Source organism: Acinetobacter sp. AOR01_HL (assembly GCF_027855455.1).
Lineage (GTDB): Bacteria > Pseudomonadota > Gammaproteobacteria > Pseudomonadales > Moraxellaceae > Acinetobacter > Acinetobacter baumannii.
In genome coordinates this window covers 1-21,029 of sequence record NZ_JAKTIM010000013.1, presented here as the reverse complement: position 1 = coordinate 21,029, position 21,029 = coordinate 1, and the positions used below count along the sequence as shown (strand labels likewise).

Genomic DNA, 21,029 nt, shown 5'->3' with positions numbered 1-21,029 from the left:
GATCGTGAATAATCTACCTAACCTATCGGATTTAAAGGTTTTTTGCACAGTCGCCAAACTAAAAAGTTTTGTCGAATCTGCTGAGGAACTCGGGACATCGCCAGCTTTTATTAGCAAGCGAATTAATATTTTAGAAAACATGTTGAGCTGCAAACTTTTTCACCGCAGTACACGTCACGTTAGCCTGACAGAAGATGGCAAACTCATACTTGAGAGAGTTTCAAATATTCTTGAAGAATTTGATGAAGTCTGCGAACTGGTCAATAACCCGCTCAGTACGCCTACTGGTCGTATGGATATTATTAGTAGCTTTGGTTTTGGCAGAAAACATGTCGCACCAATTTTGTCTAAATTAATGATGCTGTATCCAAAACTACAGATTCATTTTGATACCATCGACAATACCAAAGACCTGATTCAACACAGTATTGATTTAGACATTAGAATTGGTAATGAAATTGCACCCAATATGATTGCGAAGAAGCTGGCTTCTAATTTTCGTATTTTGTGCGCGTCACCGAGTTATTTACTTAAACACGGCGTACCTGACAGTATTGAAGATTTACAAACACATGACTGTTTAACAATTAGTGAACGCGACCAATCCTCGGTTTTATGGAAATTTAGGCATGCTTCCGAAGATGTCTCAGTGCATATCAAACCCCGCTTTGTTTCAAATAACGGCGAAATTATTCATCAACTTGCCATAGAAGGTCACGGTATTATTTTCCGTTCGATTTGGGATGTTGCAGATGAATTGATTACCGGCCAACTTCAGCATATTTTGCCTGAGTACTGGCAAGATGCAGATGTCTGGGCAGTTTATCCATCACGACTCAAAAGCTCCTCCAAACTGCAAACCTGTATTTTGTTTATTCAAAATGAATTGCTCAATCGTTTACAGCATGTGCAAAACCTAAGCCGTGGTCAACTCATTTCACCAGCGGTCAAACGAGAACCACCGCCTGAAAAAGTCTTTCTATAAAAAAAGCCCTAAGTGGGCCTGTTCACTTAGGGCAATAGTTTACTTTTAACTTTTAGAAATAATATCCAATTGAAAGATAAAACAGTTTATCCCAATCATTACTGCTACCTTGTGCAAGGCCATTCGCCCCACCACCTACCATTGGATCATTTTTACTCATAATATATTCACCCTGAATACCAATGGCTTTGTAATTAAAATAAACGCCTGCAATTAAACGCTCAGAGTCTTTATATCCATCCTCATCTTTGAAAAAGCGGCTATGAGAGATATAGGGCTTAATATTTTCAATTTTGTGGAATGGCTGAGCAAAGGTATAGTTAATTTCATTGACTAGATATTTGCCTTTGTTAGCAACTTGATACGGATAATCAAATGCTCCAATGGTTGAGCTATTTGGCAATAAATTATCGCCATTAGTGACATCTTGCTTACCTGCTAAGAACATCCATTGCCATGCTTGATATTGCGTTTGAGCAAATACATTCCATGATTTGCGGTGTCCATCTTCATCTGTTCTTTTATTTTCTAAATCTGAATACCAAACTGAACCACCTAACTCGGTCGAAAATTTTTGAGCTTTATCAAGCTCAAATTTTCTAGAAGCTCGAGCAATCCACATATTTTTTTCTTCAATATTGGTTCCTGTAGTTAAATCATCAGCTTCAACGAAATTACCACTATATCGGCTTGAGTCTTTTGATGTCCCCTTATAATTTCCTCCATCAGTTGGATAGAATCCTAAGGTTAAATTGTATTTGTCATCTGCAAATTTATATTTAATCCCCAGATTATCAATATCTTCTAAACCAACGGTATTTAAAAGCGTTTCGTAATAACTACTTCCCCAAAATTCACCAAAGCCAAAATCAACAGGCTGCAAACCTGCCGTGACTCTTTGTTGGTCAGATAACTTATACCCTACCCAAGCTTTTTTTAGAAAAATCGCATCACACAAGCGATCATATTGATAACAGCGAGCATCTGCTCCTGCAATCCAGTTTGGGTTTTCATAACCCAACACTAATTTAATATCAGTAAGTCGCCAGTCATCATTTTGGGAACCTTCATTCGCCCCGACCACATAATCTTTATGTAAATAACGAGAACGTATTGCACCAGACACTTTAAATTGACCCGAATCTAAAGTTGGATCACCCCAACTCAAATCAGCTGCAGAGACTTGTGCTCCAACAGTTAAACTTAGAATTCCTAAAAATAATAATGACCTTTTCATGTCTTCAACATCCTTGTTAAGTGTTATAAGAACATGAAGAAATTGGCTTAGACAAACAATGCCAGAAGTATGAAGTCGGTCTTTACAAACTGTGTTTAATCAAAAAAACAAGCATAAAAAAAGACCACGCAGGAGCGTGGTCTGTAAAATGGTGGCTATGACGAGACTTGAACTTGTGACCCCCGCATTATGAGTGCGGTGCTCTAACCAACTGAGCTACATAGCCGTAAACTGTGCGCGCATTATCTTAGCTTCTTAACCGCGCGTCAAGAAAAATTTTCAATAAAATGAGGTGAAGTGAGCCTATAAGCCGGGTTCTGTCGAGGATGGTCATTCCTCTAGGCGTACAATCACTCATACGCTCAAGCGACCTACCCGAATCCAGTACGGGCCGCACCTAGGATTCCTATTTGGTCTTGCTTCTGGTGGGGTTTGCCATGCCGTGAACTGTTACCAGACACGCGGTGCGCTCTTACCGCACCCTTTCACCCTTACCTCACGAATGAGGCGGTCTACTCTCTGCTGCACTTTCCGTCGGCTTTCACCGCCCAGGCGTTACCTGGCACCCTGCCCTATGAAGCCCGGACTTTCCTCTCCTGCTTCAGTCACGGAGACCTCCACAGCAGCGACCATCCGGCTCACTTCGAGGGCGCATATTAACAAATTTATTGACTAATTGCTTGTGCTTTTTTGAGCAATTAGTCTTTTATATTTGTCGAGTAACTGTTCTTCCGTTTCCTCATGCTGCGGATCTTTTGGAATACAGTCTACTGGACAAAATAATTGGCACTGTGGCTGGTCATGGTGACCAACGCACTCTGTACATAAATCCGGATTGATTTCATAAATCACTTCGCCCATAAAGATCGCTTCATTGGGACAAACTGGTTCACAAACATCGCAGTTTATGCATTCATCAGTGATATATAACGACACGTTACCAACCTTGTTGATGTTTACGTTCAAAGGCTTCAACCACAGCTTGCGGAACAAACTTGGTTACATCTCCTTTTAAACGAGCAATTTCTCGAATTAATGTCGAAGAAATAAAAGAATACTGTTCAGAAGGTGTTAAAAACACCGCCTCGAAATGTGGATCAAGCTGACGGTTCATATTGGCCAGTTGAAATTCATATTCAAAGTCAGAAACTGCTCTTAAACCACGAAGTACTGCTGTGGCCTTTTGTTCTTTAAAAAAGTTAACCAACAAACCATCAAAACCTACAAACTCAACATTTGATAGATGGCCTAATGATGATTGCGCCAGTGCAACTCTTTCTTCTAAGCTGAACAAAGGGTTTTTATGATGTCCAATTGCAATCGCTACTACAACTTCATCAAACATTCTTGATGCTCTAGTAACTAAATCAACGTGCCCATTCGTGATAGGGTCAAATGTTCCAGGATAAATTACACGCGTTTTAGACATCCGCTAGTACTCTAATTGTATTGTGCGCCTATTTTAGCAAAAGTTATACATGAGACGAAATATTGATATGTGGGAAAAAACTTCACCTTGGCATCAGTTTACGGCACAATAGGGACAATTGTGGAAGTTTGAATTATGGCGAAAGCAACAGTAGTAAAGAATAATAAGTGTCGATGTTTATTTTAATTCTCTATAGTTCCTTTTTTAAAGCTAAGTTATTGAATTATAAAAGTTGCTGTTCTTATTAGTTCCTTATAGTTTGTTTACATCCTCCAAAAAAACGGGTAATAATGCGGGTAACGAACTAATTACTCTTACCTCATGGCCTCTGTAAAACTTTCCGACCTAAAGATTAAAGCACTGAAACCTAAAGAAAAAGTCTACAGAATATTGGATGCAGATAGACTTTACATAGAAGTTCGTCCTTCAGGAGCTAAAGTTTGGCGGTTTAAGTTTGTTTTTAATGGTAAAGAATCTTCTATGAGTCTTGGCGAATACCCGGCTATTACTTTGGCAGACGCTAGAATCTTAAAGGATGAAATGCGAGTAAAATTAGCCAAAGGTATTCACCCAGTAGAAGATAGACAAAATAATAAGGCCAAGGCATTAGAAGAAGGAAAAAATACATTCAACGCTATTGCAGCCGAATTTAAAGAAAAACGTATGACGTTGAAGTCTGAAATTTATCAAGAGAAGTTCGATACTGCTTTAGAAAAAGATATATGCCCAGTTATTGGCAAAAAAAATATTAAAGATGTGACTGCGGCTGACGTATTGAAGATTTTAAATAATACGATTAATCGTGTTACTAAAGAAACCAATGGAAAAATGACGGGTGAATCTGCTGCTTTACAAAATCGAAGATTCATTGGTGCTGTAACTCGTTATGCAATTGCTACTTTAAGGCTTGAGAACGACCCTACTTATGCTGTACGTGATGTGATCAAGCGCCCTCGTGTAAAACATGCAAGAGCCTTAACTAAAGAAGAAAGAAAAAAGGCAAGAACTCAATTGCCTAAATACAATGGAACAGAGACTGTTAAGAATGCTGGCTTCATTCTCTTATATACAATGCTTCGGGCAATTGAAATTAGAAAGATGCAATGGAAATGGGTCGAGTTTGATACACGACTTATTAGATTTCCAGAAGAGGCAATGAAAAAATCCAGAATCCATATTCTCCCTATATCTGACCAAGTATATGAAGTACTTAAGCGTCAATATACAATCTCTGGTGATAGCGAATTAGTTTTCCCTGCTATTTTCAGTAAGAAAAATGATGGCATGTTAGCTAAAGAAACGCTTAACAGTATGCTTGAATATATTGGCTTAAAAGGCGTGACCACTCATGATTTTAGGGCTACAGCTTCTACCCTACTATATGAAAAGGGCTATGAGGAAGCTTGGGTAGAAAAACAGCTTGCTCATGCTGAATCTAACAAGACAAAAGCATCTTATGACCATTCACAGCACTTAGAGGCTAGACGGAAAATGATGCAAGACTGGGCTGATATTGTAGATAGCTGGAAAGACTAAAAGTTTTGCTTCTTATCAAAGGTCCATCTTTTGCCGTTGTAAGTCACAGTTCCATCCAAATTAATCGGCAACTCTTTTAATGAGTAGTCATAGATTTTAAGAACATTCCCGTTCTTATCTAAATCAGCGGGTAGATTGCAAGTATTCTCCATTCTTCCCGCTTCCGAAACCATGATCATGACTTGCGACATCACAAAGCCCTTACACAAATCGAGACATTCACATTACTATTAATAGTGTGAGCTGTGCAACCTGAGAAGATTAAACACAGCAATGTGATGATTGTTGCAACTTTGGTACGTTTGCACATATAAGTTACTTCTTTAAAAAGAGTGCTCGTTCTGCTTCTCGTCGACGAACTAGACCTTTCATAACTTTACCGCCTGCTTTGTTCCAGACAAGGAATTGGTCAGCAGCGCCTTGATAATCACCTTTGTTGAGTTTCTTTAACAAAGTCGAATTCTTAAATGCACCTGAACCAATGTTGTATGTCAGCGACACCAACGCATCAAACTGATTTTGATTTAGGGGCACAGTTACAGATTCATTAACTGTCTTTTCAAATTTCGCTAAGTCATGCTTAAAGTAAGTCTTAGCTTGCTCAGGTGTGCAAATGTCACCTTGCTTAACCTTCACGCCATTTGGATAAACTGTGGTGCCAGTGCCAATGGTCCAGACTCCAACACCATCGTCATAAGAAGTGGTGCGTGTGCCTTCAAATCCTGAGATTAGATCTACACCAACATCACTTGTAGTTTTTCCACCTGGTGCAAGTTTTTCGACCACTTTATTTAGATCGTCTACTTGCGCCTGTGTAAGCTTGCCGCCTGCAATTACTCGGGCAGCATCGAAGAATGGTTTAGTTGTCATTGGATTCACCTTTCTTTTTCTCTAATTCAGAGCTACCAAAATAAAATCCGCATGCAGTTGTCATAGCCCCTGCAATAAAACCCAATGCCGTATTAATCAGATTGCTATTTTCACGTGGCATATCCACAAAAAATAAAGCAATCACTAAAACAAACATCAGTCCCACTAATGCGAAAGCTAGATAAGCTCTTGTATTTTCACTGTTCATCGTCCTGCTTTCTCCAATCGTGATACTTTCTCTTTAATTAAAGACTGGTCTTGGCTTAATTGAATAATTGAAGAACCAACCCAAGCACATAAAGAAAATACGATGCCTGCAAATATTCCCAGCAATACACGCAGCACAGAAATTCCACCATCTTGCGCTGCTGTGCGGTTTTCTAAATTGGCGACTTTGATATCCAATGTATCGATATCTTTTTTGTTCTGTTCGCTAGTCTCTTTGTGCGCTTCATTAATGAAAGTCAGTCGAGTAACATGATCTGACAACATGCGGATATCACTCTGAATGGAGTCGATTTTCTTTTCAAATCTCAACCCATATGATTCATTTTCAGTCATGCCTTCCCCCTAATTCCGGCAATAAAAAAGCCCTAAGCTATTGAAGCAAAGGGCTTGTGGTGGTTTGTTGTGCGTTTAGTTGATAAATACTTGGTCTGCAAATGAGTTCAAGTTTAAAAGTAAGTTTGGATCGAAATTGACAGCTGATCCTGTATTGTTCCGCACTTTGAAAACAATTTGATTTGACTTACATGAAACCAAAAAGCTCAAGTCATAACCCAAATCTAAAATACCATGTACAGACATCGAAGCAGTCCAACCCTCTTTTACACCTGCAATGTTTTTGGTGTACGTTGTACTTCCATTTGCTGGAACATTAATGTTCTGGCTAAAGTTCATCTGGCGCTGGGTTAAACCATTTTCAAATGCATAACATGCAATATTTGCTGCCTCTCCAAGTGCAAAGATATGGCCACCATTACCAGACTGGATGTTACCACCAGTAATACGACCAGTTTTACCTTCACCACCGTTGTTATAGATTACATCGCCACTGTCTACGTAAAACTCATTATTCACCAAATATGGCAAGATTCCTCCTGTCATTTGTCGATCAATATATAGAGCATAGTTTGATGGGTTTGCAAAACGGTTCTTTGATACCGCACCACCACCATTATTGCGCCCTAAGAACAAGCTGCCATTACAGTTGTTATTCGCAACGGTGTAATCTTCTGTTCCCGTTATTGAAATAGCCGCAAGGTTTGCATTGGTGATGATCAAGTTATCTTCAATGTGAATTGCCTTTAATGCGCGAACACCTCCAAATTGGCTTGTGGTTATACCAACTCTAACGCCATTCACCGTACAGTTCTTAATTGCAATATCCGCAACGTTTCCCCAGTAAGTATTGGCATTGTCTTTATAGTTTGGCTGCAAATCTACAAAAGTAGCAACACTGTTAGCGTTGGTACATTTAGCAACAACACCATCGATTGTGACTTGCGAGCTAGACTCGATATAAACACCCTTCTTAGCAAAGTCTTTCCAGCGTCCACCAACAATATTGATGTCGTAACAGTTCTGCCCGATGTATAACGCTAGCATATCTGGATGTGCGGTACCTGCAATAGTATCTAGAACAACTTGCTCATTTGTATTCACATAATCGGCACAATTAAGCGTAAAGCCCTTATTGTACATATCAATGTGATAACCAAGTGGTGAATCAATCTTGCCACCTTCAATGTAAACATCACCGCAGGCAATAAATCTGAATGGACTTGAATACTCTTTATTAGTGTAACCGCCATACCATTTTGAATCCTTGATTAGGATGTTTTTACAACGCCCATTAATCGGATCTACAAGATTGTATGAAGTAGGAGTATCATTAATTAATGTTGTACCATTCCAACCACCAACAAACTTAAACAGATTGTGAATATTCCAGTTTCCAGTACAGTTAATAAACTGTAGTCCATCAAACTTGTAGAATATTCCCGCAAAACTATCAGCTTTAAAGTTAATGTTTACGAACTTTATGTTTTTTGCTTCAGCTAATGCTAAATAATTGGCTTGTACCTCATAATCAACACCAGCTGCGTTCCGGTTAGTATTTTTAAGCATCAAGGCAGCACGACCGTATGTGTTTTGCCATACACTTGAAGTTACATCTATGCTCCCATTAAATAAGTGCATATTGTCTGGAATATCCAACTGAGTCACTTTCACAGTTTTACCGCGAAGATTGACTGACAGGTTTAACGTCGTTGCAGCATCTACTAATGCTTGAAAGCGGGCAGTTACATCAGTTTCAGATCCATCAATTCCTGCATCATATATATCGGGACTTTTCCAGTTATAGCGAAGCCATCTCCCCCCAATTCCCATAATTACACTAACATTATTAGCAGGTGTAGTATCTCCTGCTTTAAAGACAAATTTCCCACCACCCTCTCTATTAGCAGAATTATATGATTTCGCAATCACAATCTGCCCATCCTTACGAGCCTTAAAAGTCTCAAGTTGAGAAACGGTATTTACGAACTGAACCGTTTTATCATTAATTTGTTTTTGTGTTTCTGTGCCATCTACAACAAAATCTACAGGCAATCCTAACTTTGAGAAGAAGCTTTGTACAAACGGGTTGTCCTCAATAACTACGCCATAGCTATCTTCAACCCGAATTCGGTAATTACCATCCAGATACACATAAGCCGTCCCCTCCATATCAAGTAGTACGGGGTTCGTATTTGGTATAGTTAAATCTGTATCAGACCAAGTAAGCTTTGGATCAGTAGAATTAGCCTCATAGGTATACACCTTCCCGCCAGCAAGAGGCTTGTTGCTTTTGTCAAAAAAGCGGGTTCGTACGGCAGAAAGTAGTGATGCCATATTTCTTTCTCGCAATAAAAAAGCCACCTTTTTAGGTGGCAATGTATTGATGTTTGGTTTATTGGGTAGTAGCAGAAGCTCCACTAATTAATCCAGCCTGTACTAGCCGATCAATTAGCGATTGTTTTTGCGGGGATGGTGGCGTAGGGGCAATTGGTGCGCCAGTAATATCTGGACGTAGTGCCTTGTTAACAGACCGATTGTCCGCAATATCTTTTACAGGAGCTAAAAGAACGCGAACACCCGGTTTATTTATAAGTCCGCCAAAATAGTTCATTAATGCTGCTGATGTATTTGAGTTATTCACATAAGAATGAGGTGGTTGAGTAACTAAATACTGCCCAGCTTTTCCAATATCCTTAAGGTTCTTAAGTTCATCAGGCGAGAACATTGTAGCTAGTCGTCGATCACCGATAGCATCTAAAGCGCGCTTCATTCCTGCTGGGCTAAATTGACCATTCTGGTTAATTGCTTTACCCGAAATGAATTGAACTACTTGCTGCTTAATATCATTAACAGCTTGAGGATTAACATTGTTGAGTAGCTCAATTGTTCTATCAAGCTCATTAACATTTCCATTTAAGATGTGTTTATTGAACAGCTTGTCTGGCTCACCCCCCTTTCGCACATCTTGCAGTAAAGGCATTCCTTCAATCTGATTTGCATTGAATTGATTTGCTTGCCTTGCAAACTGATAGGCTTGTGCCGCATCATTGCCAGTTGTTAATAACCCTTCCATTGCTTCAGCTTGGCGCTTGTTCAAGGCATCACGGACTAGCCCAATTGAATATGTTGAACTTGTCGGTTGCCCCATCTGCAACGATGACTTGTATTCACGATTCAGGATTTTAATCAGTTCTTCTGATTTACCTAAAGTGAATTTATCTGGGTTGTCTGCCACGTCTTTTATGATCTTTTGAACACTTGCTGGCAGACTTGAGAGGGCATAATTTTGATCCAGAGCAGTGAAAGCATCATTTGCAAATCCACGCCCATCAATCACTACATCGTTACCTGCTGCTTTTCTTGCAGCGTCATATGCGGCACCTATGAATTGCTTGTTTTGATTAAGTTGAGAATTCAAAGAGCTAATAGCACTTTGCATTGCTCCAAATTGATCTGTGGCATTACCACCTGTACGCTCGGCAGCCTGATTTAATAGATTTTGGAGTTGCAGATTGTCATCAATTAACTTGCCTCTAAGCTGGTCACCAGCTCCTGAAAGTTTTGCAAGTTCAGCCTGTTTTTGCCAATCTATTGCATTTCCTGTAACTTGAGCCTTAGTCCCCTTTAAACCTAAATGATCTAAAACAGCTTTTCGAGCAACTGCTTCAGGATTTAGGTTCTTTCCTGCTTTTAATGCATCGCGTGCTTCTTTGCGCAAACCGTTTACAACATCATCCGACAAATCCCCTAGTGACATACCCTGCTGACGTAGAGCATCGTCAAGATTCTTATCAATGGCTTGTGCTGTTTGTTGAGCAGCTCGTGAACCTGTATTTTTTACTGATCTTGCGACCTTAGAAATACCCTGCCCAACCTTTTCACCAATAGCTGCACCTGCTGCGCCACCGATACCACCTAATGCTGCATTTTCTAGACGCTGCTTGCCATTCTCAGCAAAACCTGCACCTCCAATAGCTGCACCTACCGCCGCATTCTGTGCTGCAACACCTGCACCAGCTTTTGAGAGAATCCCTGCACCTTGATAACCTCGACCAAGTGCACCTAATGGAGCAGTAGCAGCAATCTGACCGCCTAATCGTGCAACATCATAACCTTGCCCAGCCTGTTGTCGTCTTGCTTGGTGAAAGTCTTGAATGTCCTTACGTTGATTTGTGAACCGATCATAAGCGCTGGTATCGAAGTTTGTGCCTAATGCAGCGTTTAGGCCTTGCCCTAACTTATCACCTGCATAAGCAAAACCTTGCACTACCCCAGCACCAAGATCAGAAGCACCAAGCAATGCAGATTCCCATAACTTTGTAGGCCCTGCGGCTTTAGCTTGTTCTTGCATGGACTTCTGTTGTGCTGCTTGCCAATCAAAAGGTTGTCGAGTTGCAGACACTTTAATAGGCTGTTGAACACCTAGATCTTTTTGAAGATTAAGCCCAAGAGTTTTAGCTATATCACTATCAGAATAGCCCTCTTTTTTTGCCATCGTAATTCGTTTACCAAAGCCAGCATTAGAAGCTAGGCTTGAGTAAATTTGCTCATCTGTGAAGCCTTCTTTTTTTGCAGTCGCAATACGGGCTGAAATATCATTTTGACTAGCCATTTTAAACACCTATTCCAACTGACTTTAAATCCACAAATTCAGGCTGAAAATCAGATTTTGTCCCAATTCCAACGCTAGCAAGATCAACCATTTTCGGTTGGAAGTTTTGCCCTATTCCAACTTTTTTTAAATCTATAAACTCTGGTTCAAATGATTGCGGTCTGGTTGTAGTTGAACCAAGTTGCTTATCAATAAAATCCCAAGAGCGTTTATTTTGCGCATATGGTGACGTTGGAAGAGATGCCCAAGTACTACCTGATTTCCTTATAGCAGTATTGAAATCACCTTTTAAGACATAAGGTAATGCGCCATTTTGTGCCAGTAAGGCTAGTGCTCCAAAGTCCTGAGATTGAGGGGAAAAATCCTTAATTCCATATTGTCTTGCTAGACCATCCCAAGTGTCCTTTAAAAACTGATACCGACCTGCGGCAGTTGTATACTTGACCTGCCCATCCGTTTGCTTAAATGGCTTCTTAATATTTGGATGTGCAGACAAATTATCTATACGCTGATTACCAAACAGGGTGTTATAGCCATACTTCACACCCTCTGCTGCTGCAATCAAATCAAGCATTTTTCTTGCATTAGGATTGTTCATTAATTGCATAAGTTGCTGTGATGTAGCCATATCTTTCCCTCAGGCAATAAAAAACCGACCATTTGTAGGTTGGCTTTAGGTTTTAATCGCTGCAATGATTTCTGGAAGCTTCCAGATTAATATTGGTATGGAAATTATGAAAGATGACTTAAATATATCCCACCAATAATATTTTTCTTTCATCGAATGACCTCAATCAATTTTGCAGTTGCATTAAGAATGTTTGAAAACTGCCATATCAAAATGCCTAGTAAGACAGATCCTGTTACCTTCCAGTAGCCATGTTCTTTCATAATTACCTCTACTTTTTGCAGAATTACTGCTATAATTTCAGGCATAGATTGTATTTCTCCTTAATCTTGCTCTGGTTAAGTTGTAAAAAAACCCCGATGCGTCAACATCGGGGTTTTGTTTTGGGTATTAAAAAACTGCCTTTAGGCAGTCTGTTTAAAAATTAAGTGCGTTTGCAGCTGAAAAAGTTTAATTGTATTCCCATGAGTATCCATTTTCCCCACAATTACGGTCTAATGAACTCATTACTCCATCAATACTGATCATCTGGTCAACATAGTCTTCTTGAGATGCTCTAATTTTTCTATACTCTTCAATGTTAGCCTTAACAATGGCGCGACAGTTTTTTGGAAGACCAGTGTCTCCATAAACAGGTTTACTATTTGGCTTACTACAAGCAGACAACATAACAACAAATATAATTAGAAGAATATTTTTCATAAAGACCCCCACCTTGATGAGGGAATTTATAGCACACTTATCGGCCAAACAGAATATTGTTCAATTTTGCTTGGTTTTGCGGCTGTGTGTTGCCTGATCCATCATTTCGATAAGGCACAGTAGCTGCCTTTTGGGTGTTCATCTCAGCATACTTGTTATTCAAGCTGCGAATAGTCTCTAATGCCGCCTGTCTAACCTGCAGTGGAATGGTTGGATCATCTAACTGACCAGCCATTTGCTTGTACATTGCAACGTCCTTATCAGATTGAGGGCCTGACATTTTCGGCATAAGAGCTACTAATTGACCGCCTAATGTTCCAAGCTTACCAGTTGCTACATCACCCGGAGTTGCTAAGCCAACTCCACGCGCTAACAGATCAATACCTCGACCTGCATAGCTCGCTGTAGCTTGCGGCAAGATTCCTTGAATCTCATCGAGCACAGCATTAACTCTGCTAATCCGTTGCTTTTCCTCATTCTGAGAAGCAACAGTACTATTAGCCCCTTTTGGCTGTGCTTGAATAGGGGTTCCTCTCTCATCTGATATTCTTACGCCTTTACCACCCGGATAAATGGCATACATATAACCATCGTTCCCCATCTCTGTTCCAATAGGCTTGTTCTTCGCCAGCCATTCATCCAGTTGCTGCTTCTGACTGAACTGTTGAGCATCTTGAGTACGGTTTTTATCTGCCGTAGCTGCTGCAGTATCAGTCGCATAACGTGACGCATCAGTTGTGCGGATATTGTTAGCAACGGATGTAGCATTGTCTGCTTCATTGTTTTTGGTTTGGTACAAGAATGGAGCTGTATCTTTATTTGTAAGGGCAATACCCATTGCAAACTTTTTCACCTCTTCTGGTGACATTGCTTGGACAATGGCAGAATTATGTTTATAGTCATCAGGAGTAATCATTCCTGTCCTATTTAATGCATCAAAACCAAGTAATAATTGACCTTTATCTCCCGTCAATGCTGCTTGTTGAAATACCCCCTGAATAGCTCCAAACTTCTTCTGCGAATTATCTAAAGTGTAGCCACCAGCTTGAGCATTATTTTTAGTTGCTTCACTGTTAGTTTTGCCTATTTCCGCTTGGGCCTTAAGTAAATCAATAGCATTTTTTTGTGCTGTTACTTGATCACTCTTAAGAACCTGATTTAACTGAGGGGAAAAGATAGAATTATTGGCAAAAGCTTTTTGCTCATCAGGGGTCCCAAGTTGTCGCATTTGATTAATTCGACGGCCTAGAACCATTTGCCCTAATGCCCCACCAAGATTGCCAAGCATTTCCATATTTTGCTGTTGTTGCAGTTGAGCACGTTCAGCTCCGCGCGTAATGATACTTGGATCAATCATAATGCACTCCTTAGATCATCCCGCCCGTATAAAACTTAGCGGCTGTATTGGCAAGCCCCAATAGGGTCTGGAAGTTATTGGCATTCTTGTTACCTGCTGCTATTGTTCCGGCAGCTTGAGCATTAGCCCCAGCCATAGTGTTGTTTGCTATCGCTTGGCTTGTCTGCATACCAGCATTACCAACACCTGCGGCAGCACTTTGCCCTAAACCTACAAGATTAGATAAGCGATTATATTGGTTGGTCTGGTCAGCATTAAATCGGTTGTAGGCGTTTTGATATTCTTGACTAGCAAAGTCTTGGGCATAGTTATTAAGTGCTTTTTGAGTTGCACCACTTAATAAACCACCTTGTGCAGCGGCTCCACTCTGTACAGCATCTAACCCCTGATTCAAGCGAAATTTATAGCTTGGATCATTGTAAATATCCTGACCGTTGAATGTCTGCATAAAGCGCCCATCAGCACCCATTCCGCCCATCAACTGCTTGAGTGCATCAGAACCTGCCTGCATATATGGCTGTTGGTCCTTACGCAATTCATCAAACATTTCACGTTGCTGATCAGAAGCATACTTGGTTGCTTCATACTGCTGATTTGCTGCTTGCTGTGCAGCTTTTGCCTGTTTGTTTGATCCGGTGATTGCACCGATAACACCACTCATGTCATCACCTTTATAAAAATAGTTTCTGCTTTCTTAAAGCCTTTGCGTTCCCACAAAAGCCCACGATATTCAGGATCAAGTGTTGCAATTGCCCATGTTGTGCAACCATGGTCTTTTGCATATTTCTCGCTAAACTCAATCAACTTCATTGAGTGTTGACGATGCTCTGGATGTACAAATATTGCATCTGTACCAGCCTGTTTTTTACCTTTGAATCTAGCGAGTTGATACATCACCATCCAATGAAACCCAATAGGACGGCCATTTTCACGCATAACCAGACAGTGAAATTCATCAAAATCTTCTGATTGTTGATATAGCGTTGCATCAAAGTCTAACGGCAATCCATAAATATCCTTTTCAACAAGTTCATGAACCATCTGGCAAAGCGGCATTATCTGATCTATACAATCAATCCACTTTTCGCGCCTTACGGTAATCATAGGACTTGTTCCATGACAGAAACATAAGCATTTAATCCTTCCCCACTGATATAAAGCTTGTCACCAGCTTTAAGCACATGGTTAATAATTTCAGGATTTAAATAAGAACTTCCTGCAGGAATATTCTTCTGTGCGACTTGATGTTGTGCACCTAAGGTTGCACCACTAGGAACCACTGAAACTTTGAGGGTAATTGGTGATGCTGATTTATTGTAAAATGTTGCAGCGCGAACCTGTGTGACAGTTTTTGTTGGCACTGTATATGCCTCAAAATCACCTGCTGGCAATGTTTGAGGAATTACAGCTTGAGTGTAGTTAATCATTGCCATTGATAATTACCTGCATGTCATTAGTGATCTGTACCGTTGGCAAGGGATAAATCTTGTCATCACAACAGATTGATGATGTTGGGAAAATGGTTTCTTGCTCGAAATAAAAAACCGATGCAGGTGGCATCGGTTGAATATCTTCATTTTGGACAGTTGGACTTATAGGAAAACTCCGCTGCAAGTCATCAATATCAGATAGAATTCCATTTGTTATTGTTATTGCAGGCAATTGGCTAGATAGTTGGAGTAGTTGACCTGTATCAATTTCCTCTCCTTTGCTTGCATTTAGACTTAGTGCATTGAAAAACATGTACCAAGCTTGATCCATAACACCATTATTGAACATAGGTGTATTTGGAATTTGAATTGATCTGGTTATATCCATAGCTATCTCACTTTAGCCTGAGCGCCAGTAATTATAAGTCGGCTTGAATCCGTTACCCGCAAGCGAAAAACTCTATTAAAAGCCTGACCTAAACGCCGAAAGATAACTCTCTTTTTCCACTCCCCGACCTTACCAAGTGTCTCTTGTTGATCAAAAGACCATGTTTGCCCTTGATCATCTGACCAATCCAGCATCACTATCGGCTCACGGTTTACATGCTGTCCAGTCTGAATAAAGATTTCAAGCGCATCAAAGATGAGGCGTTGTCCCTTTGGATTTATTACTGGTGTAGTTCTCTCACGCATGATCATGTGGCCATTATCTGTTTCAGCATCCAAACTTAGCTCATAGATAATCCCATTAGTGTGATCGCCTACGTAATGTTTCCCTTTGTAAAAACAATGAACCTGTGAACGATGACGCTCATGTTGTGAATTTAAGTTGTAGTAGCTTCGCTCATGCCACATTCCCGTCGAACCATCAAAACACCATGTTTTATTAGCTGTAGGGAATGAAAGCATATAAAAGGAGTGACCTTCCTGCTGATAGGAGTATCCTACTGCATCATCAAGTCGTTCATAACTAGCGAACTCTTGTTCCATTGCATGGTTTGAAATCCGCTTAACTTGATAACCTTCAGTTAGAACAACTTGACCATCTCCAACATCAGTTTGTGAAAGCCAAATCAAGCTTGTCCCGAACTGAGCCAGAGAGTTTTTTGCAATACAACCACAGTTGATATATGCGCCAGATACCCTTAAGAATGGTTGATCAGCGCTGCCAGTACTGTGCCAAATTTCAGTAGTTCTTTCCCCTACTAACCATAACTGACCGTTCTGTGCGAAAATGCGTACCAACTTGTCAGAGCTTGCTTCTGCTGTAGCGTAACCTAGAGCTGAAAACTCAGTATTCAATAGCCCTGACCATTGGATTTGATCCGATTCGGGATTCAATACAATGAAACGAGAATCTAAGAAAGTGACATCTGTAGCACCAAGAAAACCACCACCTGCAATTATCCTTAGTTCTTTACTGCTTTGCTTAAATGCATAAGTTACGGGTTCACCGATAATTAATACGTCGATCCTATTATCAGCAAAACTAACTATATTTTCACCAGCAATTTCGCCTATTTGCTCAGCCGTTTCACCTAATAAAAATAATTGTGTTCCTACAACAGCTAAAATCCCTATGCTAATGGGGTATAGCCCACGAACTGTTCCATTCAACTCATATTTTGCAATTAAGCCGGGGGTTGGTAGTAATGCTGAAACTTGTGGAGCGTTGCCACTTTCAACAGATTGAGGGTAAAGGTTTAAAGTTCGTTGGCAGTCAACTGACCAATCTTTTAAATGATATGACTGACCGACGAATGGAACATCAATAATATTCGCCATAACAGTATTGAACTCCCACACCAACAGGTAAATCGTTTTTTACATACAATGGCGTAACGTTGCTGTTCTTGAGCATATTGAATGCTTCAGTCTGCTTGAGCTGTAAGCTCGGTAGAGGCTCAACACCAAACATTGGACAGATTTCAACTGCAAGTGTGAGCTTTAAAGCTCGCTCGTACACTGGCGGAATGTTTAATTCATCGTGAGGTCTTAGTTCAAAGGGCATAGTAAATGCTTTGAAGCATAGAACACCTTTTCCACTAAACTCCCATAATTGCCCTAAAACCTTGTATGTAACTTGTGGATAATCAGCACTGATATTTAGATCTCTCACAATCTCAACAGGCCGATTGTCTAGCGTCCCCATTTGGGGAATACGTGATATTGCTGCTAATAGGTCCGGACTATCTAATGGATCTGGTGAAACTTTAAAGATCCCATTGAGATTCAGGGTTAAATCTTCGACCTTGTAAACTAGAAGATTATCTGTTGCCCACTGTGCTAAAAGATCTTTTAGAGCATCAATTCCGTCTGCAAGATCCTGTGCCGATGCATTTTCACCTGTAGCTAAAATGCTTGCACGTTTCATTGCTCCGGTCACAATCTCACTGACGTTCATAGATTACTCCTGCTCAGATTTTAGGACGAGTTGAACCAATTCAGGCTTTGAGTCACGGGCACCAAATGTCACGCCACGCTCATTCAGGATTGCCTTAAGTTCATCTGCTGATTGGCCTTCTAACTCTTTTGTACGTAGTTGGCGACGCAATTCGATATTTTCGGCTGAACCTTTTTCAATTACTGATTTGAGCTCGTTAATCTCAGTTTGTTTTTCATTAACCTGACGAATATATTCGGCTTTTGCAGTAGCAAGTTGTTCTTCTGTTTTAGCTAGCTTTTCTGCTAAAGAATCAAATTGCTCAACTGGAACAAAGCTTTCATCTGTCCCCACTTCTGCATGCTTAATTTCACTCACAGCTTCTGGTTCACCAAGCTCTGAATGCTCGATCCAACCTACCGCTTTCAATTCTTCTTCATGTTCTTCTGAAACTGCTGTGGTGAATTCAAATTTAATTAAGTCACCCTTGTAGAGCATCTTTGGATAATTCATTTTTTACTCCAAAAGAAGGGGCCGAAGCCCCCCTGTCTATTACTGAACAATACCCACACGGCCAGCATGATTGCCACGAACCGTTTTAAACCCATACAATACATCTAGACGTGTATCTGTGTCTAAGTTGGTAATGTTGCCACCTGTTTGGATTGTTAAAGCGAAGTTGTCTGCTTTGAACATATAGCCTTCGGCACTTGGAATTACACCAATCGGTACGAATGCAGCAGCAAATGCATGTGGGTCAAAACATAAAGCTTGATCTACAACTGCACCTGCAGCACCAACGAATGTTAAAGCTGCTGAATTATCTGGACGATCAGTTACGTTGGCGTTTGCCGCTAAGACTGAACCAATCATGTTTGGTTTAATTTCAGGGTAAATTTTGATTGCCCCAGTAGCACCAGCCGCAGTGAAGTCTTCAAGGACAACAAATTGCATTGGCTTCCCATAGGTTTGACGAGTAAGTGGATGAATCATATTTACACCAGCAATTGTAAATACCTGACCTGCTTTAATAGTATCCCCAGCAGTAAGCCCACCAATTGCCAACAGGCCACCTGATTGCCCGGCACCATTAACAGTAATACCCGTTACTTTGCTACCATTGGTTAAGGTCCAGATATGTTCTGATTCAAAGAAATCAAAGCCACGAGCACGACCTACATAGCCTTCTTTATACTGTTTAGCAATTTCAGCATTTGGATTAAATAAAGTCCCGCTGTTATCTACAAGAGTATTTGTGAAGTCGCTTGACAGTAAAGCTTTGCGGTCAGTATCTGGCGATAACGCTCGGTTCATCATACCGCGCACACGGCCAAATGCAGCTAAAGGATGTGGTTCTGAATTTGTCTGAAGCGTAAAGTTGTTAACAGTGTTAATAGCTCGCTTAAGAATGTCTGCATCAACCACTGATGCTAACGAGTTTACTGCTGGCTTTAAGAAGCGTTCTTTATAGTCAGCAATGTCAAGCTCACGCTCATAAACACCGAACTTTAAGCCGACATGCTTATGAGTATCTACAGTAAGAACTACTTCTTCTTCCTGCGCGTTAATGCTTTGATGATCTGGATTTAAGACATTGCCATCAGTTACCACAGGCACTGGTGGAATTTTAATTTTTACTGAGTTACCAATTTTGTAACCATCGAGTTCTTTTGCAAATTCTTTTTCGCGGCTACGACTGATAGAACGGATAAAGATAGACTTTTCCAATAGCATTGCAGCAGCTTCTTTGGCAATCTTTGCATGCGTTAAAATGTTGTTTGACATAAATTATAAACCCCGTGATTTAAGGAATTCGTTATCTGACATCTTGTCCATGTCACGTTTGACAGGCGCATTAGCAGACGTAGGATTAATTGGTTTTGGAGCATTAGGAACTTTTGGAGCCTTTGGTGCAGGTTTTTGAGAACCAATGATTTGCCCGATTTTCATTGCAGCTTGATAAGGGTTCATACGAGTTGGGACTGTTCTAAATTTTGTGTAAGTACTTAATTTTCATTTATCCTTCAGAGGATAATTACAAAAGGTACTTCACATGGATGAAGCAACAATCAAAAGTATGGCTGCCGAATTGGCTAAAGGTCTAAAAACACCAGAAGACTTAAACCAAATGACAGCAGTCTTTAAAAAATTCATGATTGAAACTGCACTCAATACTGAACTTTCAGACCATCTCGGTTATGAAAAGCATCAGCCCAAGAAAGGCTCAAATAGCCGTAATGGGTTTAGTTCTAAAACCATTACAACTCAAGATGGACAACTGGCTTTAGATATTCCCCGTGATCGAGAAGGTTCATTTGAGCCACAAATTATCAAAAAGCACCAAACACGCATCACCAGTATGGATGACCAAATCCTCTCACTGTATGCAAAAGGAATGACTAATAGGGAAATTGTAGCCTTCTTCAAAGAAATGTACGATGCCGATGTGTCAGCATCTCTCATCAGCAAAGTTACCGATGCTGTGATTGAGCAAGTGACTGAGTGGCAAAATAGAGCCTTAGATAGCCTTTATCCTGTTGTCTATCTTGACTGTATTGTTGTCAAAGTCCGTCAGCACTCCAATGTGATTAACAAGTCCGTATACCTTGCTTTAGGCATCAATATGGATGGGCAAAAAGAATTACTGGGTATGTGGATTGCTCAGACAGAAGGTGCCAAATTCTGGCTGTCAGTCATGACAGAGCTAAAAAATCGAGGAGTACAGGACATTCTTGTTGCCTGTGTAGATGGATTAAAAGGCTTCCCTGACGCGATAGCCTCTGTTTACCCTCATACTGATATTCAACTGTGTATCGTGCATGTTGTACGCAATAGCCTGAGATTTGTAAGCTGGAAAGACTACAAAGCTGTTACGTCGGGTCTGAAAGCGATTTATCAGGCAAGTACAGAGGAAAATGCTTTAAAATCCCTAGACATCTTCTGTGATCAATGGAATCACCAGTATCCCAAAATTGGAGAATCCTGGCGGGCCAATTGGGAAAATATCCGAACGATCTTTAGCTATCCAGCCGAAATACGTCATGCAATTTATACAACAAATGCGATTGAGTCGTTGAATAGCGTAATACGCCATTCAACGAAGAAAAGGAAAATCTTTTCATCTGATGACTCAGTAAAGAAGGTCATTTACTTAGCAACATCAAATGCTGCGAAGAAATGGACGATGCCAATTCAAAATTGGCGTTTAGCAATGAATTGGTTTACGATTCAGTTCGATGATCGATTAAAAGATCATTTATAAAAAATGGAACTTACACAAAATAATTTACAGGCTC

General features: G+C 40.4%; 24 protein-coding genes, 1 tRNA gene and 1 other RNA gene. 3 read left to right on the top strand and 23 right to left on the bottom strand.

Annotation, left to right across the window (positions count from 1 at the left end; translation table 11 throughout):
* Window positions 1-4 precede the first annotated feature (4 nt).
* On the top strand, window positions 5-985 hold the full coding sequence (locus MKL62_RS02275) for a LysR family transcriptional regulator (protein WP_001061606.1): 981 nt from the start codon (window positions 5-7) through the stop codon (window positions 983-985).
* Between the two features lie 52 nt (window positions 986-1,037).
* On the opposite strand, the gene MKL62_RS02270 is transcribed toward MKL62_RS02275, so the two are convergent.
* From MKL62_RS02270 to coaD, 5 genes are all read right to left on the bottom strand, one after another.
* Window positions 1,038-2,222 carry a porin gene (locus MKL62_RS02270; RefSeq protein WP_005129461.1) on the bottom strand — a complete coding sequence of 395 codons (1,185 nt, stop codon included), beginning with the start codon at window positions 2,220-2,222 and terminating at the stop codon, window positions 1,038-1,040.
* 149 nt (window positions 2,223-2,371) lie between these two features.
* Window positions 2,372-2,448: transfer RNA gene (locus MKL62_RS02265), tRNA-Met, on the bottom strand.
* 64 nt (window positions 2,449-2,512) lie between these two features.
* An RNA gene (rnpB, locus tag MKL62_RS02260) (RNase P RNA component class A) lies at window positions 2,513-2,867 on the bottom strand.
* Between the two features lie 27 nt (window positions 2,868-2,894).
* Window positions 2,895-3,158, bottom strand: a complete 264-nt coding sequence (locus MKL62_RS02255) for a YfhL family 4Fe-4S dicluster ferredoxin (protein ID WP_001979799.1) — start codon at window positions 3,156-3,158, stop codon at window positions 2,895-2,897.
* Between the two features lies 1 nt (window position 3,159).
* Window positions 3,160-3,651 carry a pantetheine-phosphate adenylyltransferase gene (coaD, locus tag MKL62_RS02250; RefSeq protein ID WP_000047853.1) on the bottom strand — a complete coding sequence of 164 codons (492 nt, stop codon included), beginning with the start codon at window positions 3,649-3,651 and terminating at the stop codon, window positions 3,160-3,162.
* Between the two features lie 321 nt (window positions 3,652-3,972).
* Here coaD and MKL62_RS02245 point away from each other — a divergent pair, with 321 nt between their 5' ends.
* A complete protein-coding gene (locus tag MKL62_RS02245) occupies window positions 3,973-5,187 on the top strand; it encodes a tyrosine-type recombinase/integrase (protein WP_096877472.1) in 1,215 nt (404 codons plus the stop codon).
* On the opposite strand, the gene MKL62_RS02240 is transcribed toward MKL62_RS02245, so the two are convergent.
* From MKL62_RS02240 to MKL62_RS02155, 18 genes are all read right to left on the bottom strand, one after another.
* Entirely contained in the window at window positions 5,184-5,378 is a 195-nt protein-coding gene (locus MKL62_RS02240) for a hypothetical protein (RefSeq protein ID WP_000084537.1), read from the bottom strand. The two genes, MKL62_RS02245 and MKL62_RS02240, sit on opposite strands and share 4 nt — an antisense overlap.
* 124 nt (window positions 5,379-5,502) lie before the next feature.
* Window positions 5,503-6,057: a lysozyme gene (locus MKL62_RS02235; protein WP_270899749.1), complete on the bottom strand. Its 555-nt coding sequence runs from the start codon at window positions 6,055-6,057 to the stop codon at window positions 5,503-5,505.
* On the bottom strand, window positions 6,047-6,265 hold the full coding sequence (locus MKL62_RS02230) for a hypothetical protein (protein ID WP_001083663.1): 219 nt from the start codon (window positions 6,263-6,265) through the stop codon (window positions 6,047-6,049). Before MKL62_RS02230 ends, MKL62_RS02235 begins: the two co-directional genes overlap by 11 nt.
* Window positions 6,262-6,618: a hypothetical protein gene (locus tag MKL62_RS02225; RefSeq protein WP_000138206.1), complete on the bottom strand. Its 357-nt coding sequence runs from the start codon at window positions 6,616-6,618 to the stop codon at window positions 6,262-6,264. Before MKL62_RS02225 ends, MKL62_RS02230 begins: the two co-directional genes overlap by 4 nt.
* A 75-nt stretch (window positions 6,619-6,693) precedes the next feature.
* Complete coding sequence (locus tag MKL62_RS02220) at window positions 6,694-8,955, bottom strand: putative phage tail protein (RefSeq protein ID WP_270899748.1); 2,262 nt, start codon at window positions 8,953-8,955, stop codon at window positions 6,694-6,696.
* 58 nt (window positions 8,956-9,013) lie between these two features.
* A complete protein-coding gene (locus MKL62_RS02215) occupies window positions 9,014-11,233 on the bottom strand; it encodes a hypothetical protein (RefSeq protein WP_270899747.1) in 2,220 nt (739 codons plus the stop codon).
* Window position 11,234: 1 nt separating this feature from the next.
* Window positions 11,235-11,861, bottom strand: coding sequence for a glycoside hydrolase family 24 protein (locus tag MKL62_RS02210; protein ID WP_270899746.1), 627 nt, complete (start codon window positions 11,859-11,861; stop codon window positions 11,235-11,237).
* Window positions 11,862-12,010: 149 nt separating this feature from the next.
* On the bottom strand, window positions 12,011-12,169 hold the full coding sequence (locus tag MKL62_RS02205) for a hypothetical protein (RefSeq protein WP_004888418.1): 159 nt from the start codon (window positions 12,167-12,169) through the stop codon (window positions 12,011-12,013).
* 142 nt (window positions 12,170-12,311) lie between these two features.
* A complete protein-coding gene (locus tag MKL62_RS02200) occupies window positions 12,312-12,563 on the bottom strand; it encodes a kynureninase (RefSeq protein WP_125510146.1) in 252 nt (83 codons plus the stop codon).
* 37 nt (window positions 12,564-12,600) lie between these two features.
* Window positions 12,601-13,920: a hypothetical protein gene (locus tag MKL62_RS02195; protein WP_270899745.1), complete on the bottom strand. Its 1,320-nt coding sequence runs from the start codon at window positions 13,918-13,920 to the stop codon at window positions 12,601-12,603.
* Between the two features lie 10 nt (window positions 13,921-13,930).
* Entirely contained in the window at window positions 13,931-14,581 is a 651-nt protein-coding gene (locus tag MKL62_RS02190; RefSeq protein ID WP_223028455.1) for a P22-gp17 family phage DNA ejection protein, read from the bottom strand.
* Window positions 14,578-15,024, bottom strand: a complete 447-nt coding sequence (locus tag MKL62_RS02185; protein WP_086249678.1) for a GNAT family N-acetyltransferase — start codon at window positions 15,022-15,024, stop codon at window positions 14,578-14,580. Before MKL62_RS02185 ends, MKL62_RS02190 begins: the two co-directional genes overlap by 4 nt.
* The gene (locus tag MKL62_RS02180) at window positions 15,021-15,353 is read right to left on the bottom strand and encodes a hypothetical protein (RefSeq protein ID WP_050676828.1); all 333 of its coding nucleotides are present in this window, start codon (window positions 15,351-15,353) and stop codon (window positions 15,021-15,023) included. Before MKL62_RS02180 ends, MKL62_RS02185 begins: the two co-directional genes overlap by 4 nt.
* On the bottom strand, window positions 15,340-15,738 hold the full coding sequence (locus tag MKL62_RS02175) for a hypothetical protein (RefSeq protein ID WP_270899744.1): 399 nt from the start codon (window positions 15,736-15,738) through the stop codon (window positions 15,340-15,342). The genes MKL62_RS02180 and MKL62_RS02175 overlap by 14 nt, the downstream gene beginning before the upstream one ends.
* A 2-nt stretch (window positions 15,739-15,740) precedes the next feature.
* Window positions 15,741-17,156, bottom strand: coding sequence for a packaged DNA stabilization protein (locus MKL62_RS02170; RefSeq protein WP_270899743.1), 1,416 nt, complete (start codon window positions 17,154-17,156; stop codon window positions 15,741-15,743).
* On the bottom strand, window positions 17,119-17,754 hold the full coding sequence (locus tag MKL62_RS02165; RefSeq protein WP_270899742.1) for a hypothetical protein: 636 nt from the start codon (window positions 17,752-17,754) through the stop codon (window positions 17,119-17,121). Before MKL62_RS02165 ends, MKL62_RS02170 begins: the two co-directional genes overlap by 38 nt.
* A gap of 3 nt (window positions 17,755-17,757) precedes the next feature.
* A complete protein-coding gene (locus MKL62_RS02160) occupies window positions 17,758-18,246 on the bottom strand; it encodes a hypothetical protein (protein WP_270899741.1) in 489 nt (162 codons plus the stop codon).
* Between the two features lie 39 nt (window positions 18,247-18,285).
* On the bottom strand, window positions 18,286-19,518 hold the full coding sequence (locus tag MKL62_RS02155) for a P22 phage major capsid protein family protein (RefSeq protein WP_250176160.1): 1,233 nt from the start codon (window positions 19,516-19,518) through the stop codon (window positions 18,286-18,288).
* 268 nt (window positions 19,519-19,786) lie between these two features.
* Between MKL62_RS02155 and MKL62_RS02150 the strand changes: the two genes are divergently transcribed.
* The gene (locus MKL62_RS02150) at window positions 19,787-20,995 is read left to right on the top strand and encodes an IS256-like element ISAba26 family transposase (protein WP_000343018.1); all 1,209 of its coding nucleotides are present in this window, start codon (window positions 19,787-19,789) and stop codon (window positions 20,993-20,995) included.
* The last annotated feature ends 34 nt before the right edge of the window (window positions 20,996-21,029 follow it).

What these genes read in the sequence shown, in the direction of transcription:
- MKL62_RS02270 (WP_005129461.1), bottom strand. Translation starts at nt 2,222, where the DNA reads ATGAAAAGGTCATTATTATTTTTAGGAATTCTAAGTTTAACTGTTGGA.
- coaD (WP_000047853.1), bottom strand. Translation starts at nt 3,651, where the DNA reads ATGTCTAAAACGCGTGTAATTTATCCTGGAACATTTGACCCTATCACG.
- MKL62_RS02245 (WP_096877472.1), top strand. Translation starts at nt 3,973, where the DNA reads ATGGCCTCTGTAAAACTTTCCGACCTAAAGATTAAAGCACTGAAACCT.
- MKL62_RS02240 (WP_000084537.1), bottom strand. Translation starts at nt 5,378, where the DNA reads ATGTCGCAAGTCATGATCATGGTTTCGGAAGCGGGAAGAATGGAGAAT.
- MKL62_RS02235 (WP_270899749.1), bottom strand. Translation starts at nt 6,057, where the DNA reads ATGACAACTAAACCATTCTTCGATGCTGCCCGAGTAATTGCAGGCGGC.
- MKL62_RS02230 (WP_001083663.1), bottom strand. Translation starts at nt 6,265, where the DNA reads ATGAACAGTGAAAATACAAGAGCTTATCTAGCTTTCGCATTAGTGGGA.
- MKL62_RS02225 (WP_000138206.1), bottom strand. Translation starts at nt 6,618, where the DNA reads ATGACTGAAAATGAATCATATGGGTTGAGATTTGAAAAGAAAATCGAC.
- MKL62_RS02220 (WP_270899748.1), bottom strand. Translation starts at nt 8,955, where the DNA reads ATGGCATCACTACTTTCTGCCGTACGAACCCGCTTTTTTGACAAAAGC.
- MKL62_RS02215 (WP_270899747.1), bottom strand. Translation starts at nt 11,233, where the DNA reads ATGGCTAGTCAAAATGATATTTCAGCCCGTATTGCGACTGCAAAAAAA.
- MKL62_RS02210 (WP_270899746.1), bottom strand. Translation starts at nt 11,861, where the DNA reads ATGGCTACATCACAGCAACTTATGCAATTAATGAACAATCCTAATGCA.
- MKL62_RS02205 (WP_004888418.1), bottom strand. Translation starts at nt 12,169, where the DNA reads ATGCCTGAAATTATAGCAGTAATTCTGCAAAAAGTAGAGGTAATTATG.
- MKL62_RS02200 (WP_125510146.1), bottom strand. Translation starts at nt 12,563, where the DNA reads ATGAAAAATATTCTTCTAATTATATTTGTTGTTATGTTGTCTGCTTGT.
- MKL62_RS02195 (WP_270899745.1), bottom strand. Translation starts at nt 13,920, where the DNA reads ATGATTGATCCAAGTATCATTACGCGCGGAGCTGAACGTGCTCAACTG.
- MKL62_RS02190 (WP_223028455.1), bottom strand. Translation starts at nt 14,581, where the DNA reads ATGAGTGGTGTTATCGGTGCAATCACCGGATCAAACAAACAGGCAAAA.
- MKL62_RS02185 (WP_086249678.1), bottom strand. Translation starts at nt 15,024, where the DNA reads ATGATTACCGTAAGGCGCGAAAAGTGGATTGATTGTATAGATCAGATA.
- MKL62_RS02180 (WP_050676828.1), bottom strand. Translation starts at nt 15,353, where the DNA reads ATGGCAATGATTAACTACACTCAAGCTGTAATTCCTCAAACATTGCCA.
- MKL62_RS02175 (WP_270899744.1), bottom strand. Translation starts at nt 15,738, where the DNA reads ATGGATATAACCAGATCAATTCAAATTCCAAATACACCTATGTTCAAT.
- MKL62_RS02165 (WP_270899742.1), bottom strand. Translation starts at nt 17,754, where the DNA reads ATGAACGTCAGTGAGATTGTGACCGGAGCAATGAAACGTGCAAGCATT.
- MKL62_RS02160 (WP_270899741.1), bottom strand. Translation starts at nt 18,246, where the DNA reads ATGAATTATCCAAAGATGCTCTACAAGGGTGACTTAATTAAATTTGAA.
- MKL62_RS02155 (WP_250176160.1), bottom strand. Translation starts at nt 19,518, where the DNA reads ATGTCAAACAACATTTTAACGCATGCAAAGATTGCCAAAGAAGCTGCT.
- MKL62_RS02150 (WP_000343018.1), top strand. Translation starts at nt 19,787, where the DNA reads ATGGATGAAGCAACAATCAAAAGTATGGCTGCCGAATTGGCTAAAGGT.